Source organism: Ensifer sp. Root278 (assembly GCF_001429285.1).
Lineage (GTDB): Bacteria > Pseudomonadota > Alphaproteobacteria > Rhizobiales > Rhizobiaceae > Ensifer.
In genome coordinates this window covers 472004-487860 of sequence record NZ_LMJJ01000043.1, presented here as the reverse complement: position 1 = coordinate 487860, position 15857 = coordinate 472004, and the positions used below count along the sequence as shown (strand labels likewise).

General features: G+C 63.2%; 14 protein-coding genes and 1 pseudogene. 11 read left to right on the top strand and 4 right to left on the bottom strand.

The window, feature by feature from the left end; translation table 11 throughout:
- Window positions 1–4 precede the first annotated feature (4 nt).
- Together ASE60_RS31415 and ASE60_RS31410 are read left to right on the top strand one after the other, a co-directional pair.
- Entirely contained in the window at window positions 5–1066 is a 1062-nt protein-coding gene (locus ASE60_RS31415) for an ABC transporter ATP-binding protein (RefSeq protein WP_057255564.1), read from the top strand.
- Between the two features lie 33 nt (window positions 1067–1099).
- Window positions 1100–1912: an inositol monophosphatase family protein gene (locus ASE60_RS31410; RefSeq protein ID WP_057255498.1), complete on the top strand. Its 813-nt coding sequence runs from the start codon at window positions 1100–1102 to the stop codon at window positions 1910–1912.
- Window positions 1913–1927: 15 nt separating this feature from the next.
- Here ASE60_RS31410 and ASE60_RS31405 read toward each other — a convergent pair whose 3' ends face one another.
- Together ASE60_RS31405 and ASE60_RS31400 are read right to left on the bottom strand one after the other, a co-directional pair.
- Window positions 1928–2707: a slipin family protein gene (locus ASE60_RS31405; protein WP_057255497.1), complete on the bottom strand. Its 780-nt coding sequence runs from the start codon at window positions 2705–2707 to the stop codon at window positions 1928–1930.
- Between the two features lie 54 nt (window positions 2708–2761).
- Window positions 2762–4114: a nodulation protein NfeD gene (locus ASE60_RS31400; RefSeq protein WP_057255496.1), complete on the bottom strand. Its 1353-nt coding sequence runs from the start codon at window positions 4112–4114 to the stop codon at window positions 2762–2764.
- Between the two features lie 251 nt (window positions 4115–4365).
- Here ASE60_RS31400 and ASE60_RS31395 point away from each other — a divergent pair, with 251 nt between their 5' ends.
- From ASE60_RS31395 to ASE60_RS31355, 9 genes and pseudogenes are all read left to right on the top strand, one after another.
- On the top strand, window positions 4366–5040 hold the full coding sequence (locus ASE60_RS31395) for a DUF2161 family putative PD-(D/E)XK-type phosphodiesterase (RefSeq protein ID WP_057255495.1): 675 nt from the start codon (window positions 4366–4368) through the stop codon (window positions 5038–5040).
- 35 nt (window positions 5041–5075) lie between these two features.
- The gene (locus ASE60_RS31390; RefSeq protein ID WP_057255494.1) at window positions 5076–5444 is read left to right on the top strand and encodes a YbaN family protein; all 369 of its coding nucleotides are present in this window, start codon (window positions 5076–5078) and stop codon (window positions 5442–5444) included.
- A 465-nt stretch (window positions 5445–5909) separates the two neighbouring features.
- Complete coding sequence (locus ASE60_RS31385; RefSeq protein WP_057255493.1) at window positions 5910–6389, top strand: GNAT family N-acetyltransferase; 480 nt, start codon at window positions 5910–5912, stop codon at window positions 6387–6389.
- Between the two features lie 22 nt (window positions 6390–6411).
- A pseudogene (locus tag ASE60_RS31380) lies at window positions 6412–7433 on the top strand (glycoside hydrolase family 3 N-terminal domain-containing protein).
- Window positions 7434–7462: 29 nt separating this feature from the next.
- Window positions 7463–9112, top strand: a complete 1650-nt coding sequence (locus ASE60_RS31375) for an ABC transporter substrate-binding protein (protein WP_057255492.1) — start codon at window positions 7463–7465, stop codon at window positions 9110–9112.
- A gap of 191 nt (window positions 9113–9303) precedes the next feature.
- Window positions 9304–10281, top strand: a complete 978-nt coding sequence (locus tag ASE60_RS31370) for an ABC transporter permease (protein WP_057255563.1) — start codon at window positions 9304–9306, stop codon at window positions 10279–10281.
- Between the two features lies 1 nt (window position 10282).
- The gene (locus ASE60_RS31365; protein WP_057255491.1) at window positions 10283–11173 is read left to right on the top strand and encodes an ABC transporter permease; all 891 of its coding nucleotides are present in this window, start codon (window positions 10283–10285) and stop codon (window positions 11171–11173) included.
- Entirely contained in the window at window positions 11170–11973 is an 804-nt protein-coding gene (locus ASE60_RS31360) for an ABC transporter ATP-binding protein (RefSeq protein ID WP_057255490.1), read from the top strand. Before ASE60_RS31365 ends, ASE60_RS31360 begins: the two co-directional genes overlap by 4 nt.
- The gene (locus ASE60_RS31355) at window positions 11970–12878 is read left to right on the top strand and encodes an ABC transporter ATP-binding protein (protein ID WP_057255489.1); all 909 of its coding nucleotides are present in this window, start codon (window positions 11970–11972) and stop codon (window positions 12876–12878) included. Before ASE60_RS31360 ends, ASE60_RS31355 begins: the two co-directional genes overlap by 4 nt.
- Window positions 12879–13013: 135 nt before the next feature.
- Here the strand turns inward: ASE60_RS31355 and ASE60_RS31350 are convergent, their stop codons facing one another.
- Both ASE60_RS31350 and ASE60_RS31345 read right to left on the bottom strand, forming a co-directional pair.
- The gene (locus ASE60_RS31350; RefSeq protein WP_057255488.1) at window positions 13014–14054 is read right to left on the bottom strand and encodes a glutamine synthetase beta-grasp domain-containing protein; all 1041 of its coding nucleotides are present in this window, start codon (window positions 14052–14054) and stop codon (window positions 13014–13016) included.
- A 335-nt stretch (window positions 14055–14389) separates the two neighbouring features.
- The gene (locus ASE60_RS31345) at window positions 14390–15811 is read right to left on the bottom strand and encodes a PLP-dependent aminotransferase family protein (RefSeq protein WP_162261332.1); all 1422 of its coding nucleotides are present in this window, start codon (window positions 15809–15811) and stop codon (window positions 14390–14392) included.
- Window positions 15812–15857 lie beyond the last annotated feature (46 nt).

The window sequence follows — 15857 nt, the reverse complement described above, 5'->3', positions numbered from 1 at the left end:
CCACATGAGCACCCCGCGCACCGGCTCGGTCGTCTTTCAGAACGTGCGCAAGCAGTTCGGCGCCTTCACTGCAATCCACGACCTGTCGCTCACCATCGAGCCCGGTACACTCGTGACCCTGCTTGGGCCTTCCGGCTGCGGCAAGACGACAACGCTGCGCATGCTTGCCGGCCTCGAGCACCCCTCCGCCGGCAAGATCCTGATCGGTGGCAAGGACGTGACCATGCTTCCGGCCAACGAGCGCGACGTCTCGATGGTGTTCCAGTCCTATGCGCTCTTCCCGCACATGTCGGCGCTCGACAATGTCGCCTATGGCCTTGAATCCTCCGGCATCAAGAAGAAGGAGGCGCGCGAGCGCGCCGAGGAAGGCCTGCAGCTCGTCGGCCTGGGCGGCCTCGGACAAAGGCTCCCGGCGGAGCTCTCCGGCGGACAGCAGCAACGTGTCGCCGTCGCCCGCGCCCTCGTGCTCGAACCGCAAGTGCTGCTGCTGGACGAGCCGCTGTCGAACCTCGATGCGCGCCTGCGCCGCAAGGTGCGCACGGAAATCCGCGAGTTGCAGCAGCGGCTCGGCTTCACCGCCGTCTACGTCACCCACGACCAGGATGAGGCGCTTGCCGTTTCCGACCGCATCATCGTCATGAAGGATGGTGCGATCGCGCAGGAAGGAGCACCACGCGATCTCTACGAGACGCCCGCCTCCACCTTCATCGCCGACTTCATGGGCGAGGCCAATGTGCTGCCTTGCGAGGTCACCGCCGCCGAAGCCGGTCAGGCGACGATCCGCATCGGCGGCCTCGAACATCGGCTGCCCTCGAAGACCGCTCGGCCAGGGCCGTCGAAGCTTGCAGTGCGTCCCAATGCGGTGACCCTGACGCCGGCCAAGGGCGCAGCACTTTCCGGCACGATCAGCAGCGCTGCCTATCTCGGCGGCCATGTCGAATACGAGGTCGAAACGGCTACCGGCCTCCTGTTTGTTGTCGATCAGGCGGTCGAGGACATGCTATCTCCGGCAACGGAGGTCGCGATCGGTTTCCGCAACCGGGGCCTCGCTTTGATTGACGCATGACTTTTTACAACTGGATACGAGAAGGACACTTGCATGACTGCTGAAATTGCCGGCCTCGACGCCCGGTTCGCGCTTGCCAAATCCATGGCCGAGGAGGCCGGTCGGCTCGCCTACGACTATTTCCTGAAGCGGGAAACGCTTGTCATCGAAACCAAGCGCGACGCGCACGACGTCGTCTCGATCGCCGATCGCAACGTCGAGACGCTGATCCGCGACAAGATCGCCGCCGCGTTTCCGGATGATGGCGTGCTTGGCGAGGAGCATGGTCTTCTCGACGGCACATCCGGCTTCACCTGGGTGCTCGATCCGATCGACGGTACCACGCCCTTCGTCAACGGCATGCCGAACTGGTGCGTCTCGATCGCCGTCGTGCATGCGGAGAAGCCCGTCATCGGCGTGATCCACGCGCCCTGCCATCAGGAAGTCTACGCGGCGGCAACGGGCCGCGGCGCGACGCTGAACGGCAAGCCGCTTCGCCTCGACGACACGCGCACGATCCGCAACGCCGTCACCGGGCTTGGCGCCAACGATCAGGTGAAACCCGGCGAGATGGGTGCCATCGTCGAGCGTCTGCTTTCGAATGGCGGCAACTTCATGCGCAACGGCTCCGGTGCGCTGATGATCGCCTATGTCGCCGCCGGTCGCCTCGTCGGTTACTACGAGCCCTATATGCATGCCTGGGATTGCCTCGGTGGCTACTGCCTGGTGAACGAAGCCGGCGGCTGGACATTGCCCTTCCCGACGCGCGGCGAGGCTTTGACGCATTGGTCTCCGGTCTTGGCGGCTGCGCCCGGCGCAGTCGACGACCTCATGAAGGTCGCCAATCTTGAAACGGCGGCGGCCTGAGCGCCTTCGCGGCGCTCACGTTTGACCGGGCGGCTTGTCGGCCTTTAGCCCGAACAGGCGGCCGAGCTCCATGGGGAACGGGAAGATGACAGTTGAATTCTTCTCGCCCGCAAGGACGTTGAGCGTGCTCAGATAGCGCAGTTGCATCGCCTGAGGCTGCTTGGACAGGATCTCGGCAGCCTCGAGCAGCTTGGCGGCAGCCTGCTGCTCGCCCTCGGCATTGATCACCTTGGCGCGCCGTTCGCGCTCGGCCTCGGCCTGGCGGGCGATCGCGCGGATCATGCTCTCGTTGATGTCGACATGTTTGATTTCCACGGTCGCGACCTTGATGCCCCAGGCATCCGTCTGACTGTCGAGGATCTTCTGGATGTCTTCGTTCAGCCGGTCCCGCTCCGCCAGCATCTCGTCGAGATCGTGTTTGCCGAGCACCGAGCGCAGGGTGGTCTGCGCCAGCTGGCTGGTCGCCATCATGAAGTCTTCGACCTGGATCGTCGATTTTTCCGCATCGATGACCCGGAAATAGATCACGGCGCTGACCCGAACTGAAACGTTGTCATGGGAGATCACGTCCTGGCTCGGCACGTCCAGCACCCGGGTCCTGAGATCGACCCGCACCATCTGCTGCACATAGGGCACCAGCAGGATCAGCCCCGGTCCCTTGACGCCGGTGAACCGCCCGAGCGTGAAGATCACCCCGCGCTCGTATTCACGCAGGATCCGGATCGAATAGGCGATAACGAGAATGACAAGCACCAACAACGCGGCAAGAGGAGCGAGGCTCCCAAACATGTCCATGACCATTCCTCCATTCCGGACGCTTTCGCCTGCGCCCATAGGACCCGCGGAGCGCTATGCCTTTTGACCTTCGCGCACCACTTCGAGCGTCAGTCCGTTCCGCCCGACAACCTTCACATCTTCACCTCTCGACAGCGTTTCCGTGCTCACCGCCTGCCAGCGTTCGCCATGGGCGATGACGTAGCCGGCGGCGCCTGTCCAACTATCGACCTTGCCCGCAATCCCGATCATCTGTTCGCCGCCGGTCACCACCGCGTGGTGGCGTGAGCTGAAGGCCAGCCGTGCGACCAGCAGGCTGAAGCCGAAGCTTGCGACGGCAAGCGCCGCCAGCACGGACCAGGAGACCTGCAGGCCCGGCGTATCCGTGTCGAAGAGGATTGCCGCGCCCAGAACCAGTGAAACGCTGCCACCGGCGCCGAGCACGCCGAAAGACGGCGAATGCGCCTCGGCAACCATCAGGCCGATGCCAAGCAGGATCAGTCCGATGCCGGCGTAGCTGACGGGTAGCACCGAAAGCGCATAGAGCCCAAGCAACAGGCTGATGCCGCCGATGGTGCCCGGCGCCACCGACCCCGGAGACAGGAACTCGAAGATCAAACCGTAAATGCCGATCATCATCAGGATGACCGCGATATTGGGATCGGTAACGACCGAAAGCAGCCTGGTGCGCCAGTCGGGCACGAAGTCCTCGACGGCAAGCGCCGCCGTATCGAGCACGATCTCCTGTTGCCCCGCTTGCACGGAGCGCCCGTTTGCCTGCTGCAAGAGATCGGCGACGGTGGCGGCGGTGAAATCGACGACCTTCTCCCTGACGGCCGCTTCGGCCGAGAGGCTTGCAGCCTCGCGCACCGCCTTCTCGGCCCAGTCGGCATTGCGCCCGCGCAGTTCGGCCAGTCCTCGGATATAGGCCACGGCATCATTGACGAGCTTCGCCTCGGCGGCGTTCTGAGCCGCCGGCTGCTTGCCGCCGTCCTTGCTGGTATCGCCATCCTTCCCCTGACCGAACATGTCACCACCGATCGCAATCGGCGTCGCCGCCCCGAGGTTCGTTCCCGGCGCCATGGCCGCGATGTGGCTGGCATAGAGGATATAGGTGCCGGCGCTCGCCGCACGCGCGCCGCTCGGCGCAACGTAGCTTGCAACGGGCACGGGGGAAGCGAGGATCGCGCGGATAATCTCGCGCATCGACGTGTCGAGACCTCCGGGTGTATCCATCTGCAAGACCACCAGCGGAAGGCGGCGCTGTTCCGCCTTCGTCAAGCCGCGCCTGACATATTCGGCCGTGGCCGGGCCGATGGCGCCGTTGACATGCAGCACCAAGGCGACCCGATCGTTTTCGGCCTGCGGCGAAGCTGGAAACGCGAATGACGAGATCAAAACAAACAACAGCGTGAGGATTCGCAACATCCGTCGTCAAAACCTCGCATGCCCGACGCCTCCGAAGAGGAGTCCATTCGAGAATAATAGCACAACACAAGGTTAGGACGAAGCGAGGTTGCTACTGCATCGGTTGGATCCTCGGAGCAACGAGGTCAGCCCTCCTTCCTGCTGCGACGTGATGACAAGTCCGGCGATCGGGGTTATCTGCTAGTCTCCTTTCGCAATGATGCGTCACTGCTTGAGCCTCCCCGATTTCGACCAGAACAGGATTCCCGGGTTTGGAGACGACCCTCTATCAGCCGATCAAGAGCTTTCTCGAAACCCGCGGCTACAGCGTCAAGGGCGAGATCGGCGGCTGCGACATGGTGGCGCTCAGCGATGACGAGCCGCCGCTTGTCGTCATCTGCGAGCTCAAGCTGAGCTTCAATCTCGAGCTGATCCTGCAGGCCGTCGACCGCGCCACCGCCGGCGACGAGGTGTGGATCGCCGCCCGTGTCTCGGCCAAAGGCAAGGGGCGGGAGAGCGATCGCCGGTTCCGCGATCTCTGCCGCAGGCTCGGATTCGGCATGCTGGCGGTCGCCGACAATGGCATGGTCGACGTCATTCTCGCAGCCTCCGCGGTAATGCCTCGCAAGAACAACAGGAAGCGGTCGCGCCTGATCAGCGAGCACCGCCGCCGCAAGGGCGACCCGACCGCCGGCGGTGCCACCCGTTCGCCGATCATGACCGCCTATCGGCAGCAGGCGCTTGCCTGTGCGGCCGCCCTGCAGAGCGGCCAGCAGCGCCCGCGCGACCTTCGCCCGGTCGCACCGGATGCCGCCAAGATCCTGCTCAGCAACGTCTATGGTTGGTTCGAGCGGATCGACCGCGGCATCTATGCCCTGACGGAGCTGGGAGCCGAGGCGCTTCGCCGCTGGCCGCCGAGCGAGGCGGCCACGACGCCGATCGTCTGAGACATCCGAAGCATGACGCTCACCGGAGCCATCGTATGAACCCCGCCCTTCGTATCCTCTGTCTTGGTATTGCATGGCTGATGGTCGGGTTGGGTGTCATCGGCGCCTTCCTCCCCGTCCTGCCGACGACTCCGTTCTTGCTTTTGGCGGCGGGCCTCTTCGCTCGCGCTTCGCCGCGATTGGAGCAATGGCTGCTCAATCACCGCGTCTTCGGGGCCTCGCTGCGGCTATGGCGTGAAAAGGGCGCCATCTCCAAGCGCGCCAAAACCGGTGCGGTCAGCCTGATGGCCGCTAGCTTCGGACTCTTCGTTTTCTTCGGCAATCCAAGCCTGACGCTGGCCGCGATCGTCGCGGCGTCGATGGCGCTTCCTGCGCTGTTCATCCTGACGCGTCCGGCGGAGTAGCCATAAAGGCAGCGGGACAAGAACCTGCGCCGCCCACGCAGAAAAACAATACTTTTCTTCTCAGGAAATACTTGGTCGCGATCGAAAATGGCGAGCTCTTCTTAAGCATGCACTTCATGAGAGCGCGAATATTCATACTTAGTTTTTTTGTAAATCAAGATATATTTCGAACAACCCAAGAACAAAGTTGTACAAACGTGCAATCTTCAGAGCGAAGCGCTTTGCTCGGCTCTTTTGGCCGCCATTTTTCCGGCACCGCTACCGCAGCCATGCACCCGAGGCCGGCCGGGATACGCGGTCCTAGGCTGCACCGCTGGAACGTTTCATCGGTCGACGTCTGATGGCGCGAAAAGAGGATAGCACCGCGAATCTGGCGATTGGCGATTGACAAGCCGGTCGGGTTGGCTCCATCTATTGCATTACAAAGGCAGCAATTCCTTAATAACGGAATATGTGGAGGAGCACATGCCTGACATGCTGGTGAGCTTGTATTCGCCGATCCTTGGCGAACTCGAGCGAAGAACCGAAACCGACAAGGCGACCATTCGGCCCGCCTTGCCGCCGGAAATGCGCCTGGTCATTGATTGGGTGCGGGAGAATTTCAGCGAGACCTGGGCAAGCGAGGTGGCTGTCGCCTTCACGCGCCGCCCCGTGGCATGCCTCATTGCCGTGGACGACGGCAAGCTGGTCGGCTTTGCCTGCTATGACACGACGGCGCCGGGCTTTTTCGGCCCCACGGGCGTCGATCCCGCAAGCCGTGGCAAGGGTATCGGCGTGGCGCTGCTCTCCAGTTGTCTCGACACCATGAAGACCCTTGGCCACGCCTATGCCTTCATCGGCGATGCCGGCCCCGTCGATTTCTACGCAAAGACCGTCGGCGCCGTGCCGATCCCGGCCCCCGACAAGGGGATCTACCAGGGCATGCTGCGCCGCCCTTCCAAGTAATTTCCACTATCGGAGCCTCCCAATGTCCTCGACCCCGCTTGCCCTCTTTGTCGGCATTCCCAATCCCACACTTTCCGACGACGAGTTCGCTCTGTTCCGCGAAACCAATCCGCTCGGCCTGTTCGTCGGCCGCCGCAACCAGCGCGAACCCGCGCAGACAAGGGCGCTGATCGAACGCTTTCGCGAAGCGGTTGGCCGCGAAGATGCCCCGTCTTCACCGACCAGGAAGGCGGCCGCGTCCAGCATCTCTACGCCGGCCCCTGGCCGCTGTTTCGCTCCTTCGGCGAGTTCGCCGAGCTCGCCCGCCGCGATGTCGCCCTCGGCAAGAAGGCGCTTCGCCTTTCGAGCCAGGCCATGGGCACGATGATGAGCGAACTTGGTCTCACGAGCGGCTGCTCGCCGGTGCTCGACCTCGTTTTTGCAACCACCAGCTCGGTGATCGGCGCCCGCTCCTTCGGCGCCGATCCGGACTTCATCGCAGCGCTCGGCCGTGAGGTAGTCGATGGCCTGCTTGAGACCGGCAACATGCCGGTCATGAAGCACATCCCGGGCCACGGCCGGGCGACGCTCGATTCGCACAAGGAGCGGCCCATCGTCGATGCTTCGCGCGAGACGCTGACCGCTACCGACTTCAAGCCCTTCGTAGCACTTCGCGACACGCCCTGGGCCATGGTCGCCCATGTCGTCTATTCCGCTTTCGACAAGGAGCTGCCGGCATCCATCTCGCCGGTCATGCACGACGTCATCCGCAACAACATGGGCTACGACGGCGTTCTCGTTTCCGATTGCATCTTCATGGAATCGCTTCGCGGTACGCTGCCAGAGCGTGTCCGCCAGGTGCTCGACGCCGGTTTCGACATTGCGCTCCACAGCCACGGCACGCTCGCTGAAAGCGAAGCGGCAGCCAAGGCGGCAAGTCCGCTGACCGCCGCCGCCCAGAAGCGGATCGACGCCGGCAAGGCCCGTCTCGGCACGTTGAAGGTCGACGTGCGCGCGGCCCATGCGGAAGTCGAGGACATGTTCAACAGCGCCCTCGTCGCCTGACCAATCCGAAAATCAAAAGGGGAACTACCGTGAAAAAATCCATTCTCGGCGCAGCCACCGCGCTTGCCCTCCTCGCCGGCCCGGCGGCCGCCCAGACCGTGCTCACCGCCAACATCGAGCCGGCGACCACCTGGGTACGCAACTTCAACCCGTTCAATCAGACCTCGGCGCGCCAGAGCACGCTCGATTTCATCTACGAGCCGCTCGTCGTCTTCAATCGCTTCGACGGCAACAAGCCGGTCTTTCGCCTGGCTGAAAGCTTCAAGCTTGCCGACGACCTGAAGTCGATCGAGTTCAAGCTTCGGCCGAACCTGAAGTGGTCGGACGGCAAGCCGCTGACGGCGACCGACGTCAAGTTCACCTACGACTATCTGAAGAAGTTCCCGGCGCTTGATTTCGTCAGCATCTGGACCTTCATCACCGGCGTCGAGGCCGTGGATGCTGAGACGGTGCGCTTCATGCTCGCCAATCCGAGCTCGCTCGCAGCCGAGCAGCTGGCGCAGCTGCCGATCGTTCCGGAGCATGTCTGGAAGGACATCGCCGAGCCGGTGACCTTCGCCAACGAGACGCCCGTCGGCAGCGGCCCGCTGACCGAGATCCCGCGCTTTACCGGCCAGACCTACGACCAGTGCCGCAACCCGCATTATTGGGATGCCGCAACATTGAAGATCGACTGCGTGCGCTTCCCGCAGCTCGCCGACAACAACCAGATCCTGACGGCGACGGCCTCCGGCACGCTCGACTGGGGCGTTTCCTTCATCCCGGATATCGAGAACGTCTATGTCGCCAAGGACCCGGAGCACTATCACTTCTGGTACTCGCCAAGCAGCATGGTCGCCTTCCTGTTCAACCAGGAAACCGCGAACGAGAACAATCGTAAGGCCTTCAACGACGTGAAGTTCCGCCGCGCCGCCTCGATGGCGCTCGACCGCGGCACCATGGTTGACGTCGCCGGCTACGGCTATCCGACGCTCAACGAAGACCCGGCCGGCATGGGCGAACTTTACAAGAGCTGGGCCGATCCGTCGGTTGCGGCCGACTTCGGTAAATACGGCAAGTACGATGCCGACGCCGCCAAGGCGCTGCTCGACGAAGCCGGCTATGCCGACAAGGACGGCGACGGCTTCCGCGACAACCCGGATGGCAGCAAGATCGCCTTCTCGATCATTGTGCCGAGCTCCTGGACCGACTGGATCGACACGGTGACGATCGCGGTCGAAGGCCTGCAGGCGGTCGGCCTCGACGCCAAGATCGAGACGCCGGAAGAGGCTGTCTGGACCGGTAACCTCATCAACGGCACCTTCGACGCGGCGATCAACAGCCTGCCGGCATCGGCCTCGCCCTACTACCCTTACAAGCGCGCCTTCAGCGCTTCGGACAAGGGCAAGACCCGCTTCACCGCGCAGCGCTGGTTCAATCCGGACGTCGAGGCTCTGCTGACGGAGTTCACCCAGACCGCTGACCCGATCAAGCAGAAGGAAGCGATGAACAAGGCACAACGCATCGTCGCCCAGAACATGCCCATGATGCCGGTATTCAACAACCCGAACTGGTACCAGTACAACACTAAGCGCTTCAAGGGCTGGGCGACGGCGGAAAACCCCTTCGTCAACCCGTCGATCACCCGCAACAACCCGGCGCGTCTCCTGCACCTGCTGGCGCTTGAACCGGTGAAGTAACCCGATCGCAGCCGCGGCGCTCTCACGGACGATGCTCCGGGAGGGCGCCTTGTCTTGATCCGGAAACAGTGGCGGACGCCCTTCGTCCGCCACGCGACCGTCCTGGCTTTTGCTCGTTCGGACGGTCCGACAAAAAGACAGCCCTGCCGCCTGACGCCCACATGCGGCGGCCGCAGTCGATGGAGTTCCCGATGGCCTTTCTGCTACGCCGCCTGTGCTTCTACCTGGCGGCCTTCGTCGCCGCGGCGACGATCAACTTCTTCCTGCCGCGGCTGATGCCCGGCGATCCGGTGCAGATCATGTTTTCGAGCGCCGGCGCCGAGTTGCCGCCCGAAAGCCTGCAGGCTCTGAAACTGACCTTCGGCTTCGTCGACGGCCCGCTCTGGCAGCAGTACCTCACCTATCTCGGCAGCATCTTCAGCGGCGATCTCGGTCGCTCGATCAAGTATTTCCCGCTGCCGGTGACGACGGTTCTCGGCAATGCGCTCGTCTGGACCGTGGGGCTGATGGGCACGGCGACGCTGGTAAGCTTCGCGCTCGGCACCTTCCTCGGCATTCTTGCCGCCTGGCGACGCGGAAGCCTCTTCGACGTCATCGTTTCCGTCGGCGCGATCTTCGCGACCTCGGTGCCGGCCGTCGTCACCTCGCTGATCGTCGTCTTCACCTTCGGCTTCACCCTCGGCTGGTTTCCGACCGGTTATGCCGCCGATCCGGCGCTCGATCCGGCTTTCTCGCTCACCTATTTCGGTAGCGTCATCTATCACGGCTTGCTGCCGATGCTGACGCTCTGCGCCGTTCTGACAGGCGGCTTCGCCGTGACCATGCGCAACAACATGATCAACCTGCTCGGCGAGGACTATATCGTCATGGCCCGCGCGAAGGGGCTTTCCGACACCCGCGTGATGCTCTGGTATGCCGCGCGCAACGCGCTGCTGCCGACCGTTTCGAGCCTTGCTATTGCCATCGGCACGGTGCTTGGCGGCTCGCTGGTGACCGAGGTCGTGTTCAACTACCCCGGTCTCGGCAACATTCTCTACCAGGCTATCCTCGCCCGCGATTACCCCGTCATCCAGGGACAGCTTCTGATCATGACCGCCACGATGCTCGTCGCCAACTTCGTCGTCGACATCAGCTATGTGCTGCTCGACCCGCGACTGAAGAGGGCTTGACATGAAGACCTCCTCCTTCCCGCTGATCCACAATCGCAAGGCCATGGTCGGCGCGCTGATCGTCGCCTTCATTCTGCTTGTGGCGATCGCCGCCCCGCTGCTGACTACCTACGACCCGAGCGCCCGCGTCGGCCGGCCGCACCAGGCGCCGTCGCTCGACCATTGGCTCGGAACCACCCGCATCGGCCAGGACGTCTTCGCACGCCTGATCTATGGCGCTCGTACCTCGCTTGCGGTCGGTTTCGGCGCCGGCCTTTTGATCACCGCCGTCGGCACCGCGCTCGGCATCATCGCCGGCTACCGCGGCGGCAAGGTCGACGAAGTCATCAGCTTCTTCACCAACATGGTGCTCGTCGTCCCAAACCTGCCGCTGCTGCTCGTGCTCGCCGCCTTCATCGGCCAGGCGAGCCCGTGGGTCATCGCGCTTATTCTCGGCGGCACCTCTTGGGCCTGGGGCGCACGCGTCACCCGCGCCGAAACGCTCTCGGTCAAGCAGAAGGACTATGTGAAATCCGCCGAGATGATGGGTGAGCCGCGCTGGCGCATCATGACCTTCGAGATCTTCCCCAACTTGATTTCGATTGTCGGCATCAACTTCATCGGCAGCGTGATCTTTGCGATCATCACCCAGGCAACGCTCGAGTTCCTCGGCCTTGGCGATCCCAAGGTCGTTTCCTGGGGCACCATGCTCTATGGCGCCCAGAAGGCCTCTGCCCTTTCGGTCGGCGCCTGGTGGGACATCCTGACGCCCTGCTTCGCGCTCGCCTTCCTCGGCATTGGCCTGTCGCTGCTCAACTTCGCGGTCGATGAGATCGCCAATCCGCGGCTGCGCACCGGCAACCGCCTCGGCCGCTGGTCGGCCCTTATCCGTTCCGGGGAGGGCCGCCTGTGACAGCGCCATTGCTTTCGGTCAAAAACCTGACCATCGACTATATCGGCGAGACCAACGACTTCCGCGCCGTCGACGACGTCAGCTTCGACGTTGCGCCCGGGGAAGTCTTCGGCCTTGCCGGAGAATCCGGCTGCGGCAAGAGCACGATCGCCTTTGCCATTAGCCGGCTGCACAGGCCGCCGGCGCTGATCCGCAAGGAGAGCGCCATCCTGCTCGACGGCCGCAACGTGCTCGATCTCGACCATAAGGGCCTTGCCGATTTCCGCTGGCGCGAGGTGGCGATGGTGTTCCAGAGCGCGATGAACTCGCTGAACCCGGTGTTGCGCATCGAGCAGCAGTTCTACGACGTCTTGAAGACACATAAGGGCATAAGCCGGGCCGCTGCGCGTGACCGCACTGCAGAAATGCTGCGGCTCGTCGATATTTCGCCGGACCGGATGCGCGACTATCCGCACCAGTTTTCCGGCGGCATGCGCCAGCGCATCGTGATTGCCATCTGCCTGGCGCTCGATCCGCGCCTCATCGTCATGGACGAACCGACGACGGCGCTTGACGTCGTCGTTCAGCGCGAAATCCTGCAGCGCATCAACGAGCTCCGGCGCAAGCTCGGCTTCGCCGTGCTCTTCATCACCCACGACCTCGGGCTGATGGTGCAGTTCTGCGACCGCATCGGCATCATGCTTGCCGGCAAGCTGGTCGAACAGGGCACCGCCGACACCATCTACCGGACGCCCGAACACGACTACACGAAGAAGCTCTGGGCCTCCTTTCCCTCGCTGCATGGAGGCGTTCTTCGATGACCGGCACATCCGCACCCATTTTGACCTTGGACAAGGTCAGCAAGACCTTTGGCAACGGACCGGGCGCCGTGCGAGCCGCGCGGTCGATTTCTTTTTCGCTCCATACGGGACGGGCGCTCGCCGTCGTCGGCGAATCCGGCAGCGGTAAGACCACCTGCGCCCGCATCGCCATGCGCGAATACGAACCGAGCGAAGGGCGGCTGCTCTTCAAGGGCAAGCCCATCGTTTCAGCGGGAAGCAAGGAGAACGCCCACTATCGCCGATCGGTGCAGATGATCTTCCAGGATCCGTTCGCCTCGCTCAACCCGGCCCACACGATCGCCTATCATCTGAAGCGGCCGCTGATGCTGCATCGCCCCGACATCAAGGGCGCCGCAATCGCGGAGGAGATCAAGGCGCTCCTGCGGCAAGTGAAGCTCGATCCCGATATCGTCGCGCCGAAGTACCCGCACGAACTCTCGGGCGGTCAGCGCCAGCGCGTCAACATCGCCCGCGCACTCGCGGCAAAGCCCGAGGTCATCGTCGCCGACGAGCCGACCTCGATGCTCGACGTTTCCGTGCGCCTCGGCGTGCTCAATCTGCTCAGCGAAATGAAGCGCGAGATGAACCTCGGCCTGCTCTACATCACCCACGACATCGCGACCGCCCGCTATGTGGCCGAGGATATCGCGGTGATGTATGCCGGCCAGATCGTCGAATGGGGAAATACCGGCAAGGTCATCGACAATCCGGCCCATCCCTATACCAAGCTGTTGCTCTCGGCCGTTCCCGACCCGGACATCCGCTTCGACGATCCGAACGCGCAAGTCAGCGCCTCCGAGGCAGACGAGACACGCCGCCGCTCGGCAGCGACGCAAGAGTCGATTCGCGAAGTGGAACCCGATCATTTCGTGCGCGCGGTCTAAAGCTCGGAACCACGCGCGCATCGCTCCAAAACAAAAAACGCCCCGCAATCCGCAGGGCGTTTTTGTTTGTCGTCGCGAGAGGCGCGACATAGTCGAGTTTGCCCGGCGCCCTCGTATGCGCCGGGCAAGGGAAAATCAGGCGGCTTCGCGCTTTGCGACGTCGGTCGGCACTGTCGAGATCGTCTTCAGGATTTGCGAAGCGATCTGGTAGGGGTCGCCCTTGGAGTTCGGGCGGCGATCTTCGAGGTAACCGCGGTAACCGTTGTTGACGAAGCTATGCGGAACGCGGATCGAAGCGCCACGGTCAGCAACGCCGTAGCTGAACTGGTGGATCGAAGCGGTTTCGTGCTTGCCGGTCAGGCGCATGTGGTTATCAGGACCGTAGACGGCGATGTGGTCGGCGCGGGCTTCGGCAAAGGCAGCCATCAGGTTTTCGAAATAGTCCTTGCCGCCGACTGTGCGCATGTATTCGGTCGAGAAGTTGGCGTGCATGCCCGAGCCGTTCCAGTCGGTGTCGCCGAGCGGCTTGCAGTGGTATTCGACGTCGATGCCGTATTTTTCCGTCAGGCGCTGCAGCAGGTAGCGGGCGAGCCAGATTTCGTCGGCGGCCTTGCGCGAGCCCTTGCCGAACACCTGGAATTCCCACTGGCCCTTGGCGACTTCTGCGTTGATGCCTTCATGGTTGATGCCGGCAGCCAGGCAGATGTCGAGGTGCTCTTCGACGACCTTGCGGGCAACATCGCCGACATTGCTGAAACCGACGCCGCAGTAATAGGGGCCTTGCGGCGCGGGGAAGCCGGCTTCCGGGAAACCGAGCGGGCGGCCGTTCTGATAGAAGAAATACTCCTGCTCGAAGCCGAACCAGGCGCCTTCGTCATCGAGGATCGGGGCGCGGGTGTTGGACGGATGCGGCGTCGTGCCATCGGGCATCATGACTTCGCAGAGAACCAGAACGCCGTTCTTGCGCTCCGGATCCGGATAAACGGCAACCGGCTTCAGAACGCAGTCGGAGCTGCTGCCTTCGGCCTGCATCGTCGAGGAACCGTCGAAGCCCCAGAAGGGCAGCTGCTCAAGCGTCGGAAAAGCATCGAATTCCTTGATCAAGGTCTTGCCGCGCAGGTTCGGGGTGGGCTTGTAACCGTCGAGCCAGATGTATTCGAGCTTAAACTTTGTCATTTCGTTCTCTCACATGACGCCAGGAATGGCTGGGTTCCGAAGCGGCTGGGCAATCCAGATCGGCTGCCCGACGACCGATGCCCGTTAAGAAGCATTAATCGTGCCAACTAGAATTCAGCGCCGAGAATCCAGAGAAACTTGCGTTTGGCGGCAGGCAGGAGCCCCGGCGAGCAGACGCTACAGCGCAAGGAAGAAGCTCATTGCGCAAAAAATAGGCAAAACCTGCCCAACTCCGCGGCAAAGCAAAGTGGCAAGGCTGAGATCAACGGCCCTTCCCCAGCAATCGCCGGCGATTGCCTCTAAAACGAGCAATCGCCTTCAGCACGCCGGTCTGCTCAGCCTGCGCGCCCGACACCGCATTGGCGCATGATCAGGGGCAGAATTTTGAAAAGCCGCTCATCCTCGCATTGGGAGACGTTGAAGCGCATGAAGCCGTTGGCCGTGCCGGCATGGGAAAAGACGTTGCCGGGCGCCAGCACGATCTCCTGCTGCAGCGCCTTCTGTGCCACGTCGGCCGCATCGACACCATCGGGCAAGCAGCACCAGAGGAACATCCCGGCCTGCGGCTCGATCCATGGCTTGATGTCGATGACACCGAGCCGCGCCGCCGTCTCGCTCATGACGCGGGCCAGACGCTGGCGCAGCGCCTCCATGTGCTTGCGATAGCTGCCATCCTTGAGCATCGAAAAAACCAGCTCCGCCGCAAGGCTCGGCCCGCCGAAGGTGGTGGCGATCTTCAGGTCGATGAGCCCTTCGATCCAGTCGCGCGGCGCGGCGATGAAGCCGCAGCGCATCGAGGCGGAGAGGGTCTTGGAAAAGCTGCCGATCTGTACGACACGATCGAGCCCGTCGAAGGCGGCGAGCCGTGGCGCCGGCGTATGCTCGAAATCCGCGAAGATATCATCCTCGATGATCGTCAGCCCCGCCTGCTCGGCAAGCTTGAGCAGCCGATGGGCGACGACAGGAGAGAGTGTGGCGCCTGTCGGGTTATGGAGAGCGGAATTGGTGATGTAGAGCCGCGGCCGATGCGCCGCCAGCACCTCGGCGAATTTTTCCAGATCGGGCCCCGAGGGCGTATAGGGCACGCTCACCACCTCAGCCCGGTGGGCGCGCAGCAAGGCATGGAAATTGAAATAGCAGGGATCGTCGACCACGACCGTATCGCCGGGCTCGAGCAGGAAGCGACAGAGAAGGTCGATCGCCTGCGTTCCCGATTCCGTCAGGATGATCTGATCGGGTGACGCCTCGACCCCATGTTCGCCGAGACGTCGTGCCAGAAGCTGGCGCAGCGGCCGATGGCCAAGCGGCGTTCCATAGTCCGTCAGCCCGCTCGCCTCCAGCCTGGCTGCGGACTTGAGCGCGCGGCGGATTGCCGTCTCCGGCATCCAGCTCGGCGGCAACCAGCCGCAGCCCGGTTTCAGCACGTTGTCGCCCGTTTCCAGCGCCTGGCGCGATACCCAGAGCGGATCGACGGCCCGGTCGAGCCGCGGCCCAATCTCGGCCAGCGACAAGGGCGCCAGCGGCGCCGAGACAAAGAAACCCGCGCCCGGTTTCGAGCGAATGACGCCTTCCGCCACCAGCCGCTCATAGGCCTCGACGACGGTCGATTTGGAAACGCGCATGGTCTTGGCGAAGGCGCGGATGGACGGAAGCTTCGCGCCAGGTGTGAGAACGCGCCCCGAGATCCGCTGCCGGATCGTCGCCATCACGCCTTCGAGCAGCGTTTCGCTGCCGATCCCAAGCTCCAGCATTGTCATCCGTACTGCCCAATCGTCCATTACAGTTTGGCAAAACTGTACCGCA